Genomic DNA, 16425 nt, shown 5'->3' with positions numbered 1-16425 from the left:
AGGAATAGCAGTTGTCCGAAACCATCATCTCCGCCGAAATCGTCGAAAAGGACAACGCCGCGCGCAAAGCCAACCTCGAGCGTGACTACGCCTCGCTTGGCGAACGTCTTGATCGTCGCGGCATCGCCATCGACGCCATCCGCGACAAGGTCGAGAAATTCGCCGTGGCCATCCCTTCCTGGGGTGTCGGCACTGGCGGCACGCGCTTTGCCCGTTTTCCCGGTGCCGGCGAACCGCGCGACATCTTCGACAAGATCGAGGATTGCGCCGTCATCCAGCAATTGACACAGGCGACGCCGACCGTCTCTTTGCACATTCCGTGGGACAAGGCCGACCCGAACCGGCTGAAGCAGGCGGCCTCACGCTTCGGTCTCGGCTTCGACGCCATGAACTCCAACACCTTCTCGGATGCCAGGGACCAGAAGCTGTCCTACAAATTCGGCTCGCTGTCGCATGCCGATGCCGGCACCCGCCGGCAGGCGGTCGAGCACAATCTCGAATGCATCGAGATCGGCAGGACGCTGGGCTCCAAGGCGCTGACGGTGTGGATCGGCGACGGCTCGAACTTCCCGGGCCAGGTGAATTTCGCCAAAGCGTTCGAGCGCTATCTCGACGCCATGAAGCAAATCTATGCCGGGCTGCCGGCGGACTGGAAGCTGTTCAGCGAACACAAGATGTACGAGCCGGCCTTCTATTCCACCGTCGTGCAGGACTGGGGCACCAACTACATCATCGCCAGGGAGCTGGGCGACAAGGCCTTCTGCCTGGTCGACCTTGGCCACCACGCGCCCAACGTCAACATCGAGATGATCGTGTCGCGGCTGATCCAGTTCCGGAAACTCGGCGGCTTCCACTTCAACGATTCCAAATATGGCGACGACGATCTCGATGCCGGTTCGATCGACCCCTACCGGCTGTTCCTGGTCTTCAACGAACTGGTCGATGCCGAGATCTCCGGCGCCGAAGGTTTCGACCCCGCCCATATGCTCGACCAGAGCCACAACGTCACCGATCCGATCGAAAGCTTGATGCTGTCGGCGGTCGAGGTGCAGCGCGCCTATGCGCAGGCGCTGCTGGTCGACCGCAAGGCGCTCGAAGGCTTCCAGGAGGCCAATGACGCGCTGATGGCGACGCAGACGCTGAAAGCGGCCTACCGCACCGACGTCGAGCCGATCCTCGCCATGGCGCGGCTGAAGACCGGCGGCGCCATCGATCCCGTCGCCGCCTACCGAGCGGCAGGCTACCGCGCCAAGGTCGCGGGAGAGCGTCCGCCGATCGCCGGCGGGAGCGGCGGGATAGTATAGCCCATATTCGACGTTTCAGTCGATCCGACAGGGGCGAGGACAGCACTTGAGCACCCCACTCTGCCCTGCCGGGCATCTCCCCCGCAAGGGGGGAGATTGGCCGCTTCATCGGCGGCGCTCTTCCTGCAACACGGAGATTGGCGAAAGCAGGGACAACAACCGATCTCCCCCCTTGCGGGAGATGTCCGGCAGGACAGAGGGGGGTGTGAAGGATCGCCACCCGTTATTATTGGCTGGACTAACCCACCCCAAGAGGCTCTTCTAGGCGCACCCCTCACGCTCCCGGAGGCACGCCATGCCGCTCACCCGCAGAATGCTGATCGCCGTCGGTCTATCGTTGATGCTTACCCTTCAGTCGGTGGCGGCTTTCGCCGCGTCACCCGCACCGGCGAAGGGCGAACACGGCATGGTGGTGACGGCCCAGCACCTGGCATCCGAAGTCGGCGTCGAGGTGTTGAAGAAGGGCGGCAATGCCGTCGATGCGGCGGTCGCTGTCGGCTATGCGCTCGCCGTTGTCTACCCGAATGCCGGCAACATCGGCGGCGGCGGGTTCATGACCATCCGCTTCAAGGACGGCAAATCGACCTTCCTCGATTTCCGCGAGCGCGCGCCGCTGGCGGCGACCAAGACCATGTATCTCGACAAGGACGGCAAACCGGTGAAGGGCGCGAGCCTCGATGGCTACCTCGCCGTTGGCGTGCCGGGCTCGGTGGCCGGCTTCGAGATGGCGCGTGAAAAATATGGGACGCTGTCCCGGCAAGACCTGATGGCGCCGGCGATCACCTATGCCAAGGACGGCTTCGTCCTCAACCAGGGCGATGCCGCGTCCCTTGCCGGCAATGCGCAGCGGCTGGCCAAGGATCCCGCCGCGGCCGCCATTTTCCTGAAGCCCGATGGCAAGCCCTATGGCATCGGCGAGCGGCTGGTCCAGCCTGATCTTGCGGCCTCGCTCTCGGCGATTTCCGACAAAGGTCCTGATGCATTCTACAAAGGCGCCATCGCCGACGCCATCGTCAAGGCAAGCGGCGCCAAGGGCGGCATCCTGGCCAAACCAGATTTCGAGCAATATGCGGTGCGCGAACTCAAACCGGTGACGTGCAGCTATCGCGGCTATGAGATCACATCCTCGCCGCCGCCAAGCTCGGGCGGTGTCATCATCTGCGAGATCCTCAACGTGCTGGAGGGCTATCCGCTGTCCTATCTCGGCGCCGGCTCGGCCGAGACGGTTCATGTCATGGTCGAGGCCATGCGCCACGCCTATGTCGACCGCAATTCGGCACTTGGCGATCCTGATTTCGTCGACAACCCGGTCACCAAGCTTCTCGACAAGGCTTACGCCAAGGACATCCGCGACAAGATCGATCCGTTCCGCGCCGGCGTCTCGCAGGATCTGATGCCGAAGGGCTTTGGCGAGTCGAAGGAGACGACGCATTATTCCATCATCGACAATGACGGCAATGCGGTCGCAGTGACCTACACGCTGAACGGCTCGTTCGGCGCCGGCGTCGTCGCCGACGGCACCGGCATCCTGCTCAACAACGAGATGGACGATTTCACCCAGAAGCCCGGCGTGCCCAACCTTTATGGGCTGGTCCAGGGCGAGGCCAATGCGATCCAGCCGAAGAAGACGCCGCTGTCATCGATGAGCCCGACCATCGTCGCGAGGGACGGCAAGCCGTTCATGGTCATCGGCAGCCCGGGCGGCTCGCGCATCATCACCATCACGCTGGAAGCGATCGTCAACGTCATCGACCACGGGATGAACATCCAGGAGGCGATCGACGCGCCGCGCATCCACCACCAGTGGCTGCCCGACACGGTTTACATCGAACCATTCGGCCTTTCGCCCGACACCGAAAGGTTGCTGGCCGGCATGGGCTATCACCTCGATCTGAGCGACAAGACCTGGGGCCAGGCCGCCGGCATTCTCGTTGGCGGCAAGAGCCTGGCGGAAATCGAGAAGGGCGGCGGCGCGCGCTATAATGGCGCCATCGACAGCCGTGCCGTGTCAGGCGAGGCGCTGGGATATTGACAGGCCCGCGGCCTGTCCCGTCCCGGACGAAACCGGGTTCGCATTTCGGGTTTGCGCTCTGGTTTGCGGCCCGGCCCCGGCCGTCAAGTAACCGCCGTCAGGTCACCAGCGTGATGGTCGATGCGATCAACATCAGGGCGGCGATGGCGACGAACAGCGCGTAGATGCGCGGCCGGTCGAGCAGAAGCGCGTTTCCGGAGATCCACGCCGATGTGGCGCCGCCCAGCGCGAAAAGGAAGCCGTTGCGGTGGCCGAAGGTCATCGATGCGGCCATCAGCCCGCCAATGATCAGGGCGCCGAACACGATGATCACGGCGACCGCGTATTTCTCGAAATCGTTGTTACCGATCCCCGGCCCGATCGCGTTCAGATTTGGCAGGTCGTCCGGATCGAAAGGGTTGGCCGACCCATACTCGTCTTGACCTAAGGATTCTCGCATCACTCGTTCTCCGCTGACCGGCAACAAACCATCAACACTTGCCGAGCGCAACCCGATCGTATGTCCCCCTAGGTGCTGAATGCCATCTTCAACACGTTCCAGCGGCGCTCGTCACTGTCTTTTCGGGCACATGACTTGACGATCTGGCAATTAGCGCCCGCGTTGGGCAATGCCAGGGACGAATTCGTTTTCCGCTCTTCGCGACTGCGGCCGCGAGTCGCAGCGCCGGGTCTGTCGCCGGAATGGTGGCCTCCTGAGCATCTTAAATCTTGGCTATGAAGGTCATGTTTCACAGTCAACCGGCATTGGTCGCTCTAGGCCAGGGTCCGCAGACAGGCATCGCACGTTGAAAGCAGATCAGGATAACCGGCTGGGCAAGGCAGCCGATCGCCCCTGCGGTCGGATGACCCGGCGCGGCGCACTTGCGCTGTTCGTGCTGCCTTTGGCCGCAACCATGGTTCGGCCGGCTGACGCAATGCACGCCGGTGAAAAGCCACATGTCGATCCTGCCTGTGACGTCAACCGAGCTGTGCAGGCGGCGTTCGCGGTGCGGCAAGGGAATATCGCCGCTGCCGAACGCCTGCCTCGGCAAGAGGCGCCGTCATTCCTGTGAAGGGGGCGCGCTCAATCGACGATAGGGGATGCCATCGAATCTTGCCGTCACAAAATCCGTTACGGACATCCTGCGCTGGCGTCCGTCGCTGCAGGCGTAGACCGGCCAACCGGCATCGCTGCATTCGCTGGCGGCGCAGATGCGCGCCAGGCAGTTACCGATCGTCAGCCGGAAGCCGCCCTTGCCGGCGAAGCCTTGCAACAAGCTGCCATCCGCCGAGCGCCATGTCCGCGCACGGAATTCCGTCCGCAAAAGCGATGGTTCGAGAGGGACCGCAAGATTGGTTTCGCCGGCACGCCCTGCGAACTGCAGACGGAAATGCGCCATTGCAGTCGTGTACGCGGTTACAAGATCCGGTTCGCGAAAATAGGCGATGGCCATATTGGAGCGGTCAAGCAGATGAGACATACGCTCGCTTGCCACTACCGGCGTCAGCAAGGCAACAAAGACAAGAAAGGCGAAGCAAGCTCGCGACATTTTCCAGCAGCCATATCGATCCCGGCCTGCCGGTGTGGCCCCGGTTGCCCTCCCGCAACATCCCGCCAATCGTCGCCCTGCGCAAGCCGCTTGCTGAGGCGGTCCAAAGGTGGCGTAGTGTACAACTCGCAAGGCCACTAGTTAAAGGGCTTGGAGCCGAAGGCGATGACGACGAATTTGCGCGGGCTTGGCGAGGTGCAGGCGGCGTTTGCGATAAGGAGGACACCTGCCGCCAGACAGGTTTCTTAGCCGGCGCGGGCCGGCGGCAGTTCGAACAGATTGGCGCCGTTCTCCTTGCCGCGCTCGACATAGCCGATGATGTGAAACCACTTGGCGACATCGGGTCCTTGGAGCCAGCTGCGCGAGTGGATGGGAAGGTTACCGGCGAGAGCCTGGATATGCCTTATATGCCGCTTGCAGAAACGGACGGTCGACGCCCGGAAGAAATCATCCTGCGCGGCGAACAGCGTATCGGCGGCGTCGCTGCTTTCATGCCAGGCAATGATTGCCACGGTCTTCTCGCCCTCGGCCAGCGCGTGCGCGCGGCCCTCCTTCAAATTCATCATCAGGTTGTCATAGGCGATCTTGCTGTCCTTGCCGGCGGCGACGTATTCGTCCGACATCCGCTTGGAGAGGCCGTGAAAGACGTCCTCGAGATCGCCGAGCGTAGCTGCGCGTGCTCTCATTTCACCTCCTGCGGCCCCATGGGAAGTTTGCCCTAGGGTTGAGGGGGCGCCAAGCAAATTGAATCCGGATACGGGCCGATCAGAGCAAAGCCGTTCCGCCAGATCACGGGCGAAGCCGTAACTAGATCTTGGGGAGAAGGTCGACAGTCGTGACGCCGGCCAACCGCTGCACGCGGTCGGCCATGGTTGCCTCAGCCAGCTTTGCCAGTGCGTGCTCGACTTCCTGCGCCGAGTCGTGCCGAAGCCTTCCGGGCTGGCGGATCGATCTTCACCATCTGTCGCTTGGCCTCGCTCACCCGGCGTTGAGCAGACCGTATCCGACCGCACAACGCCAAGCTGATACCGACGCCGCAATCGTCTCCGAGCAATTCTTCAGCGCGTTCGAGATCCAGCTTCGCCCGGCTGACACTCTGCCTGGCCTTGGCCAGTTCCATCTCCAGCAGATCCATTCTTCCGCTCCCATTTGGGTTGCGGTCCCTTCGCTTCGTTAATCGCAGCTGATCGCGTTGGTTCCGACAACGACTGATCACGGATGGCGAATTACATATTTGAAGCTGGCCTGATGGGTGGCCGAGGTCGATATTCCGGCCTCTGCCGTGGTTTGAGCGGAATATCTGCCAGCGATACCCGCACCGGCTTGCCGGGCAGCGATGGCACGGCAGCAGCCTGACGCTTGCGCAGCGCGGCCGACAGCTTGGAAACGAAATCTCGTATCTCCATGGGCGCTCCTCCCGAGCAGCCCCCCGAAGCTTGCATACACTACCGCGGCAGTCTCTGCATTTAACTTTGATGTACCGGCAGGTGCTTCGCGACCGGCCCCGGGGACCAAACGGGAAGGCTCAGCTGCGATCCTGCATCTGTGCCTTCTCAAGGGCGACACGAAACCAAACCCAGGGTGGCTGCTCTGGGTGAGATAAGTGCCTGAATTTGCTTGGAAAAATGGTGCCCAGAGGCGGAATCCAAGCAGAGAAAATAGCACTTGGTTTCTCAATCGCCTAGCTATGAAGCAGCAGCAGCGCTGACCAACATAAATACCAACAAAATATTTCTGTGGATTGGTTCGGTTCCCGAACATTGCCTTTCGGTCCGACGCCACCGGACCTTAGATGCAGTCGAGCATCGCAGCGACTTATCACCTATCCATCGACAATCAGGTCACATGTATTTGCCATGCGATGTTGCAACTTGGACAGAGTGTCCCCTGCGGACAAAATTCTGAACGACTGCTTCGCCCCTCATCGCAGCCATTAAAGTGAGGCTGTTGGTCACCTGGACGCGGACACGTAGACCAAATTCGGCAATGGACGGCTCTTACCTGGGATGTCGAAGTGCCTAACGCCTCACTCGAGCCGTACTTTCCCTGACGATCAACCTGATCGCCAACTCGCGTTGCGATGGTGATGGTGATCGGCAGCAATTCGGCCCATGTCGCGTGCCGCGCTGGATTCTGTTGCTGGGCCACAGACCCGATCGACAACTCGGAGTATGACCGTTTTCTGTTCGACTACCATCAATCACGGGCGAACTGCCAACCGCGTGCTCGAACTGTTTGAACGCCACGGTCGCGTGACCAATCGTTTCTCGGTGCTAAGCACGGACCACCTTAATCAGATACACGCGGCGTTTTCGCCCGAGGACCTGATGGGGTCGAATTCATCCTGCAGGGCAAGGACGGGCCGATCGCAAAGGCTTTCACCGGGCGCCCACGCGCGCGGAGAAGGGCGTCCGGCAAAGATGCCGCAATCGCCGTGCCGGAGGGCTGTCCCACGACTATCGCCTGTGTTTCTGGCCTTCTGGTAAGTATGCGGCAGGGACGTTTACAACTGGTGACGCCGGTACCGGGTAACGAACGCTGGCCTCTCGGGTACCGAATAATGTCTCAACGTGTCTTCAGCACGCCCGACGAGTTCCGGGAGGGTCTCGATAGCATCGTCGACGAGAATATGCTCGAAAACCCGCCTCCCAACCGGCCAATTCGCTTCCGCGGAGACCTGCAACACGAGGCGGGGGACCACTGCTTCCATCTCCGCTCACGGAACCTTGAGCATCGAGTGCTCGACGGGGTGGTTCCGATTCCCATTGGTCATCTAATCGCGAGCGGGAACTGTACAGCCTCGGAGCTGGTTATGGGGGTCACGGACGCAGCGAGGTCCTTGCCGTCCCGACCTGCTCGATCAGCTATACGCGGCTGGGGTGTTCGAAGAGGATCTCGACGACATTTCGCTTGGCAGAACGGGAGACGGGCGCGGGCCGCAGGCCGCGAGCTTTTTTTGTCGCAACGCCGCTGCCCTGCGTTCCACTCCGATAGAGCGGGCTATCGCGACCGGTCCTCGACGAAATCGTGGTGCTCGCCGACGGCTTCCCCAATGACAATGGCGCCAAGCTTAGCGGACCACTCTATGCCGTGGGTTGGCATTGAAGTATTGGCAAGCCAAGCCGGCGTGGCGTTTCCCCTCGCAGATCATCTGGTCGCACCGTCGGGTTGCGCTGTCACGTCATGGTTATGGTGCGCGATGCCGTCCGGCGACAGGGGCAGACTATCTGCCAGGCCTTGCCGCTCGCTGAGCAACGCGGCGTGATGCGCAATTTGCGCGGCCTTTGGGATGTGCGTCGCTTTCCATGCCGCCGAATTTGGCTTCCAATTGTAGATCGTCGCTTCGGAGATCCCATGCTTGCGAGCCGGTCCAGCATGTCCGATCTATCCACATTACGAATGTAACCCGTTTCGACGTTGACGCTTCAGAACTTTGGATCTTCATTGCAGGACACGCTCCAATCGGCGCATTCGATGTTGAACGAAGGTCCATTTGCCGCTCGCAAAACTTACATCATCTCACTCGGGCTCAGTCAAAGTGGAAACAGCGTTCGGCTAAGCCGGAAACCGTCACATTTGATTTAACATCTTCTTCGGTCAAAGGAGCAGCCATGGCTACCGTGAAAGTCGATATCGATAACTTCCAGTCGGAAGTTCTGGAATCCGCAGCACCCGTCGTCGTCGATTTCTGGGCCGAATGGTGCGATCCCTGCAAGATGATTGCTCCGAGCCTCGAGGAAATCTCCGTCGAGATGGAAGGCAAGATCAAGGTCGCCAAGCTTAACATCGATGAAAACCCGGAACTCGCCGCCCAATTGGGCGTGCGCTCCATTCCGACGCTTGCGATCTTCAAGGGCGGCGAAGTGGCCGATTTCTCGGTCGGCGCCAAACCGAAGACAGCTCTTTTGAACTGGATTTCGAACGCTGCCTGATCGAGATCGCTCAAATGAAGGAACCGTAGATCCCCCCATGGGATCATAGTGATTTACTGGCATTTTGTACAGGGCTCAGCCCTTTGTGCTTCCGCTTTATGTCGGAAGAACGAGTGGTGAGGAAGCTTTTCACTGGGGCGTTGTCGAGGCAGTTGCCGCCGCGTGAATGCCGCAGCTTTCAAGCATGCCGTTGCAGGTTCGCGTGACCGCACTCAACCAATGACGCCCTGTTGTTGACAGGCTTAGGCGATGCGTTTTGCTGGATCGGAGAGGGAATATGGGCAGCACCGGAGAGTTAGTCGGACAAGCAGGGCATCCTGATAGCGAAGAAGGCCCGCACCGCGTCTCCGACGCAATGTGGGACCAGCAGAAGACGCGCGAAGAGACGCTTGCCAGCGCCGGCGTGGTGGTTGCCCGCGACGGCAATCTCGACGGATTTTCGGATTCAGAGTTGGCCAATTTGGTGAACGGCTTCAGCAGATGGCCGGACCAGCAGGAGACGCGCGAAGCGACGCTTGCCATCGCCGGCGCGGTGGTTGCCCGCGACGGCAATTTCGACGGACTTTCGGACCAAGAATTGGCCAATCTGGTGAACGGTTTCGGCAAGTGGCCGGAAGAAGAAAAAGCACGCAAGGCGATCGTTGCCATCGCCAGCGAACTCGGTTCCAAGGGCCGTCGCTTCAGTGCTTTCGGCACGCCTGCACTAGTCAGGATCGCCAATGGCCTGTCGCGGGGTATCGAGGCGGGAGAGACCGCCGGCGAGGTCGCCGAACCGGCCTTGCTGAAGGACCGGCTGCATCAGCTGGCGCACTACCTGCAATATGCCGAGGATCGGCTCCAGCAGGCCGATGTCCATGCCGTCGCGAGTATATTCAAGGCGTTGGGCAAGGCGCAGTTGTTGGATGATCTCGGTATGCTGGCACAGCCGGGGCTGGACAGGCTCGAGGTGTTACGTGCCGCTCCCGGGTTTAAGCTCGACAACAACCTCGAGACGATGGGCAATCTTTGCAGCTCCCTGCTGCCACTAGCTCGCAGCCCGAAGCCGGCGTTGCGCTGGCACCGCAAGTCGGCGCTGAACCTGCTCAACGCCATCCAGCCGGTGGTGGAACACAAGATCGATGCCTATCTCAAAGCAGGCCAGGCCGAGCGTACCAGCGGCGCCAATGCAAGCCGCAGCCCGGCGCTTTCGATCCATCAGGTGCTCAAGACCCGGGCGGTGCTGGAGACGCTCTACCGGCGGCCCTATGTCGACGGCGACGAGCTCGCATTGCGGGCCAGGCAGGAAGAGCTGCATGGCAAGACTAGGCAGATACTGAAGAGCGCCCGCACCCTCATCGACGCCGACCTTTCCTACAAGAGCTGGAACGTGATCGCCCATATCGAGGCGAAGGAACCGCTCGAAGCGCTCGACACCTTCATGGCGCAGAACGCATCGATGATCCAGGCCCAGCATGCAGCCGCCAGCTTCGATGTTCATCGGGTGCTTCAGGCCATGGATCAAGACCCGAGACCGCCGCAAGGCGATGCCGGACTAATGCGGCTGCCGGTGGTCGACATGCAAGGCCAGCCGCTGCCCAGCGAAGCCGAGTTGCGCTATTCCATTTTCCATCGCTTGACCTCGGGCGCGGTGAAGGTGGTGGCGGTGCAGCTAAAGGGAACTCCGACTGGCGCCATGTTGACACGCACGGTGGCCGTGGAGGGCGTGCCCTACCGCATGGACCTGTTCGGCGGCAGCAAACTGAAGCCGCCGCAAAGGAGCCTTAACCAGCTTGCCTCTGACCTGCCCTTCACGGCCGCAGAGGCCCCAAGCGGCAAGCTTTTGGCGATCCCCTATGCCGAGACGGCTCCGGGTACGGCCTTTGAGCAGCTGTCGCGGGCCTGGGCGCCGTTCAAGGAAGCCTATTACTATACCCAGCGCCGCGGATTTGCCGCGCCGCCGGGCGTCCCCGACGTTGGCCCGCATGATTATGCGCTGGAAGGGTGCTTCAAGCTGTCCCTTCTGCCCGACCGCCCCGCAGGCGCGGTGCATCCCTTCCGGTTCGAGGGGCGAGACGGCGAGATCGCCTTGCGGCCGCATGACGGCTGCGGCTTCATCAGGGCGTCGCTGGCCGAGCGCATGCCGTCCGTTGCCCGGGCTCGCCACGACGCTCCCGAGCGGATGCCTGCCTTTGCCGATAAAAGGCAATCGGCGGTACCGCCCACGGCGCTGCAACATTATCCGCGCAGCGTCGAGGTGGCACAGGAGACCCGCGAGAAGGCTCTGGCATGGCTGGAAACCCATCAAAGCCTCACCACCGAGGAGCTGTTTCGGACGGTCACGGGCGGGCATATCGAGGGTTCGAACGCTATCGCCGTGCCGTCCAGTGACGAATGCCTGTATGTGCCGACGGGCAAGAGCAAGACCTTGACCCGTGACGCTGGCGTACTTGTCGGACGCTCCCCCTATGACAAGCCCAACCTGCGCCCGTTCGCCGCCGAGCGGGTCAGGTCGGCGCGCGATGGCGACCGCACCGCGGCGTTCCTGGATCGGTGCGTGGCCTTCCAATACAGCTTCAACGTCGCGCACAGGTCGGGGGCTAGGCTCGCCGCCGACGATCCGACCTTCTTTGCCAAAGGCGTCTTGATCGTTGTGCCCGACGAAATGTGGCCGGCGGACTTCGCCGACCGCGGGATTGTGATGTCTGCCGAGGACGTAAAGTGCCATTCGCGCTGGCTGGAGGAAAAGGACCGGGTCAAGACCGACACCGCGCTCGAGTGCGTCGGCATCCTGCAGGCGACGGAGGTGTTCGCGCCCGGCTCTTTGGTTGCGGTTCCGACCGCCCAACAAAAAATGCTCGACGGCGATTTTGATGGCGACGCCGTCATCATCATCGGCGACCAGCCTCGCCTTTACGAGCATGTGCGCCAGTTCGACGCGCAGCTGCAGGCGCGCGGCATCGCCTCGATGAAGCCGCCGAAGTCGCACACGCCGGCCATTGAGAAAGGCGGCTACCAGTTCAGCCGGTCCAAGCAGATCCTGTCGGCCACCGGGCTGGTGCTGGAGACCTACAGCTGCCTGCAGCGCAACGTGCTGGCGCAGCCGCTGGAGGCGCAACGCTGGTTTGCTGAGCGTGCCATCTTCGGCACCTACGAGGGCATTCATCAAGAGCTCAAGGCCGACATCCGTGCATTGTTGCAGGAAGATCGGCCGAATGGCCAGACCCTCCATGAGCTGATCGCCAGGGCGGGGGAAGACAGCAAGGCCGCCCGGCATCCGGTGGCCTGCGAACTGGCCGCGTTGCTAGTGGCCGAGCTCCAGGACTGGAACCTGCAGCTCAATAGCGAGCCGGCTCATGAGCAGTCGGACGTCAAGCAGAAGTTTGCGCGATCCGTGGCCTCAACCGGCGCGAAGCCTGCAGTCAGCGCCGAGGCCGCCGCGCTCTTCCCGAAACTCAGCGAATCCTATCCGGCAACCGCTGATGCCAGGAAACGCATCGACTTCCTGCTCAACCGCTATCAGGCGCGCATTGATCCGCGGCCCGACGGCTACAACCCGGTCGATCTGCATGAAAGCGCGATCAATCTGTTGAGCGTCGGCATCAAGGTCGGCACGGACGCCTACAAGTCCGAAACCGGTGCGCGAGTGTTCATGCAAAAAACCACCGAATTGCAGCGGCTCATAGAGCAGAGGCCGGGCTTCAAGTCGGCGCCCTATGTCAAGTCGCAGGCGGCAAAGCTCCACCAGGGCCGGTTCGACGTCGATGGCAGCCTGGCGGATCTGAAGGACAACCCCACGCTGGCGGCCTCGGTCATGGAGGCCTCGATCAGACTCGCCGTCGAAAACCGAATACTGCCCAGCGCCTTAGCAATTCCGGCCTACGACGACCCCGCCAGCAGGATAGCGCTGAACAGCGAACAGGCCGTGGAGCGCGCCAGGCTCGAAGCCGCCCTCGCCGAAGCGCAAGAAAGCGCGATTACCGAAACTGTGCATGCGGTTGCCGAGCTTTTGCGGCAGGACGGCATCGAGGTGAAGGTGCCGCATCTTGATCAACGGTCGCGTGGGCAGATCTGGACAGCCAACGAGTTGACCGGCCAGGGCGTGAGCGCGGCGCCGGAGGCCCAACTGGTCACCAGTGCAGTGCGCCATGTCTTTGAGATCCCGGACGAGGCTTTTACGCGCGCCTTCAGGAAGGCGGCACTGGCCTTCGATGAGCGTGACTGCAGCGAGGTCGAGACCACCAACTGGTTCATCAGGATGGACACGCAGGGGTTACGCGGCGTTCACACGGCGTTCACAACCGCACAGAACTATCGCTTCGAGGTCGAGTTCCATACGCCGGCCAGTTACCGGGCCGAGCTCGCGCAGCGCGCGCAGAGCGAATGCGAGCTGGTCCCCATTCCCCGTGGTGCCTGGGACATATTACACTGGGGCTCGTCAGGAGAAAGCAGGTCGAGGGCGGCAGGGACCTCCAGGTCGCCCACCGTCGCAAGACAACAGAGTGCGGTCATTCTCTCGCCGCATGCCGGCAAGATCCTCGCGGCCCTCGGTACGAGGCCGGTCGTGCTCGTCGGCATGCCGGCGAGCGGCAAGTCGAGCATCGGCCCCCGCCTTGCCAGGGAGCTGGGGGTGGAGTTTGTCGACATCGATAAGCTTATCATCAAAGGGCACGGCGATATTAAGGATATATTCGAGCGCAGTGGCGAGCCCTACTTCAGGGAGTTGGAGACTAGAGAGCTCGCCGAGCAGCTGAAGAAAGGCCCCATGGTCATCGCAACCGGCGGCGGCGGCTTTGTCAAGCAGCCCAATCGAGACCTGATCCGCGAGAAGGCGGTGTCAATCTGGCTCAACACCGACCTGGATGAGATCGGCAGGCGCCTCCACCTGCAGCAGCGCTCCACGGGCGACACCGGCCGGCCGCTGCTGCAAGGCCCCGACATAAAGCAGCAGCTCGAAAACATGTTAGAAAAGCGCGGGCCAGACTACCAACAGGCCGATATCAAGGTGGTCCCGACCTTTAGAAAAGACAAGAAGAATGCCGGCATTTGCGTGGAGGCGCTCCACGATTTTCTGTGCAGCAGGGAGAGAGAAGCCGCCCTGACGCCCGCTGCCGAGATGTCACATGTCTCCGGTGCTTCCGGCACCGCCATCAGCATGCCCCCAACAGCGCAGCGCATGCACGATGATCGTCCCAACCGCTATGATTGCGGGGGCGGCGTCGTGGAAACCATCCAGGCGCCGGCGGCACCAATGAGTCAAGGTGAACTGCCGTCTCCCGACACCCTCACCGCCGACCCGCAGCCTTTGCTGGCCGGCGATAACGCACGAGCGGATTTAGCATCTTCCATGAGAAGCAGAGAACGCTCAAGTCGATGACAACAAGCTTTAGGCGAGAATCAGGTCCTTTCGCAGGTTTGGTGCAGGGGGCGGGTTCGCGCCGAATGCTAACAAAAGTGGGAATCGCATGCATAAAGTCGTCAGAAGCCTCTGGCCGAGTCGATCCGGTCCTAGATGACACAGGAGGATTCGCTGACCGTCCAATGGCCCGCCCTTCACAGCAGTGATGCGGCGAGCAGGCTTCGTTCGCGGTCTGGCAAGGTCTCGAGACGACCGGCTGCTTGTGCTTGGGATCGAGGTCATGGCCGAGGGCGTGGAGACAGAGGCAGCCGACAAATTCTGCACAAGCTTGGCTGCAGAACCGCTCAGGGCTTCCTATTCTCAGCGGGGGTCCCTCTGCCCCAATCACTTGAATTTGCAGTAAAGGAGCACGCGAAAGAGTTGTGACCGGTACCAGCTGTTGCTGACTGCATCAAGAAGAGCGTCAAAGGACGAGATGGGTGCTGGAAATGGACATGAGGTAATAGGCGGTATCAAGCGGCCAGTACGACGATGTAGCTGTGGTTCCGCGAAGTTGTGCAAAAAAAGGGCGGCATCGCTGCCGCCCTTTCCGTATTGCGCAGGTAGCGTGGATTAGAAATCCATGCCGCCCATGCCGCCCATGCCGCCCATGCCGCCGCCCATGCCGCCAGGCATGCCGCCGCCGCCAGCCGACTCCTTCTTCGGAGCCTCCGCGATCATGGCTTCGGTGGTGACCAGCAGGCCGGCGACCGAGGCCGCGTCCTGAAGAGCCGTGCGCACGACCTTGACCGGATCGACGATACCCATGGCGATCATGTCGCCATATTCGCCGGTCTGGGCGTTGTAGCCGAACGTCGCGCCCTTGTTCTCAAGGATCTTGCCAGCAACGATCGATGCTTCCGCACCGGCGTTGGCCGCGATCTGGCGGGCCGGAGCCTGCAGCGCACGACGAACGATGTTGATGCCAGCGGCCTGGTCGGAGTTGACGCCGACAACGTTGATGCTCAGCGAAGCGCGCAGCAGTGCGACGCCACCACCAGCAACGATGCCTTCTTCCACGGCCGCGCGGGTCGCGTTGAGGGCGTCATCGACGCGGTCCTTCTTTTCCTTGACTTCGACTTCCGTCGCACCGCCGACGCGGATCACCGCAACGCCGCCGGCGAGCTTCGCCAGACGTTCCTGCAGCTTCTCCTTGTCGTAGTCCGAAGTGGTCTCTTCGATCTGCTGCTTGATCTGGGCAACGCGGCCCTGGATCTCGGCCTTCTTGCCGGCGCCGTCGACGATGGTGGTGTTCTCCTTGGAGATCGACACCTTCTTGGCGCGGCCGAGCATGTTGAGGCCGACGTTCTCGAGCTTGATGCCGAGGTCTTCCGAGATGACCTGGCCACCGGTGAGGATGGCGATGTCTTCCAGCATGGCCTTGCGGCGATCACCGAAGCCCGGCGCCTTGACGGCAGCGATCTTCAGGCCGCCACGCAGCTTGTTGACGACCAGCGTGGCCAGAGCCTCGCCTTCGACGTCTTCCGAGATGATGAGCAGCGGCTTCGAGGTCTGCACGACGGCTTCGAGAACCGGCAGCATGGCCTGGAGGTTGGACAGCTTCTTCTCGTGCAGGAGGATGTAGACGTCCTCGAGCTCGGCAACCATCTTGTCGGCGTTGGTGACGAAGTAGGGCGAGAGGTAGCCGCGGTCGAACTGCATGCCTTCGACAACTTCGAGTTCGGTCTCGGCGGTCTTGGCTTCCTCAACCGTGATGACGCCTTCGTTGCCGACCTTCTGCATCGCTTCCGCGATCATCTTGCCGACCGACTCGTCGCCATTACCGGCGATCGTGCCGACCTGGGCAACTTCCTCGGAGGTCTTGATCTTCTTGGCGTTCTTGATCAGCGTCGCGACGACTTCGGTCACAGCCAGATCGATGCCGCGCTTCAGGTCCATCGGGTTCATGCCGGCGGCAACGGCCTTGTGGCCTTCCTGGACGATCGACTGCGCCAGAACGGTCGCGGTCGTCGTGCCGTCGCCGGCGATGTCGTTGGTCTTCGAAGCAACTTCGCGGACCATCTGCGCGCCCATGTTCTCGAACTTGTCTTCAAGCTCGATTTCCTTGGCGACGGTGACGCCGTCCTTGGTGATGCGCGGGGCGCCGAACGACTTGTCGATGACGACGTTGCGGCCCTTGGGGCCGAGCGTGACCTTCACCGCGTCGGCGAGGATGTTGACGCCGCGCAGCATGCGTTCGCGGGCATCACGGGAGAATTTGACGAGCTTCACAGCCATTTTTTTGCTCCTGGGC

The 16425-nt window shown here is 61.8% G+C and carries 9 protein-coding genes; 4 read left to right on the top strand and 5 right to left on the bottom strand.

Annotated features, from left to right (window positions below; all coding sequences use genetic code 11):
• Positions 1 to 11: 11 nt before the first annotated feature.
• Both rhaI and ggt read left to right on the top strand, forming a co-directional pair.
• Positions 12 to 1304, top strand: coding sequence for an L-rhamnose catabolism isomerase (gene rhaI, locus LB577_RS03220; protein ID WP_224685529.1), 1293 nt, complete (start codon positions 12 to 14; stop codon positions 1302 to 1304).
• A gap of 295 nt (positions 1305 to 1599) precedes the next feature.
• Complete coding sequence (ggt, locus tag LB577_RS03215; RefSeq protein ID WP_224685528.1) at positions 1600 to 3336, top strand: gamma-glutamyltransferase; 1737 nt, start codon at positions 1600 to 1602, stop codon at positions 3334 to 3336.
• A 97-nt stretch (positions 3337 to 3433) separates the two neighbouring features.
• On the opposite strand, the gene LB577_RS03210 is transcribed toward ggt, so the two are convergent.
• The 4 genes from LB577_RS03210 to LB577_RS03195 all read right to left on the bottom strand — a co-directional run bounded on the left by LB577_RS03210 (position 3434) and on the right by LB577_RS03195 (position 6000).
• Positions 3434 to 3775 (bottom strand): hypothetical protein, encoded by a 342-nt coding sequence (locus LB577_RS03210; RefSeq protein WP_013897228.1) that lies wholly within the window; start codon positions 3773 to 3775, stop codon positions 3434 to 3436.
• 601 nt (positions 3776 to 4376) lie between these two features.
• Positions 4377 to 4769, bottom strand: coding sequence for a hypothetical protein (locus tag LB577_RS03205; RefSeq protein ID WP_224685526.1), 393 nt, complete (start codon positions 4767 to 4769; stop codon positions 4377 to 4379).
• A gap of 341 nt (positions 4770 to 5110) precedes the next feature.
• Positions 5111 to 5551: a hypothetical protein gene (locus LB577_RS03200; RefSeq protein WP_224685525.1), complete on the bottom strand. Its 441-nt coding sequence runs from the start codon at positions 5549 to 5551 to the stop codon at positions 5111 to 5113.
• A gap of 191 nt (positions 5552 to 5742) precedes the next feature.
• Positions 5743 to 6000 carry a hypothetical protein gene (locus LB577_RS03195; protein WP_023769324.1) on the bottom strand — a complete coding sequence of 86 codons (258 nt, stop codon included), beginning with the start codon at positions 5998 to 6000 and terminating at the stop codon, positions 5743 to 5745.
• A 2476-nt stretch (positions 6001 to 8476) separates the two neighbouring features.
• Here LB577_RS03195 and trxA point away from each other — a divergent pair.
• Together trxA and LB577_RS03185 are read left to right on the top strand one after the other, a co-directional pair.
• Positions 8477 to 8797, top strand: a complete 321-nt coding sequence (trxA, locus tag LB577_RS03190) for a thioredoxin (protein WP_013533570.1) — start codon at positions 8477 to 8479, stop codon at positions 8795 to 8797.
• Positions 8798 to 9074: 277 nt separating this feature from the next.
• Positions 9075 to 14150, top strand: a complete 5076-nt coding sequence (locus tag LB577_RS03185) for a shikimate kinase (protein ID WP_224685524.1) — start codon at positions 9075 to 9077, stop codon at positions 14148 to 14150.
• Between the two features lie 594 nt (positions 14151 to 14744).
• On the opposite strand, the gene groL is transcribed toward LB577_RS03185, so the two are convergent.
• Positions 14745 to 16409, bottom strand: coding sequence for a chaperonin GroEL (gene groL, locus LB577_RS03180; RefSeq protein ID WP_224685523.1), 1665 nt, complete (start codon positions 16407 to 16409; stop codon positions 14745 to 14747).
• Positions 16410 to 16425 lie beyond the last annotated feature (16 nt).

Origin of the sequence: Mesorhizobium sp. B283B1A, from assembly GCF_020165735.1 — a bacterium.
Classification (GTDB): domain Bacteria; phylum Pseudomonadota; class Alphaproteobacteria; order Rhizobiales; family Rhizobiaceae; genus Mesorhizobium; species Mesorhizobium opportunistum.
This window is presented reverse-complemented; position numbering and strand designations above follow the sequence as displayed.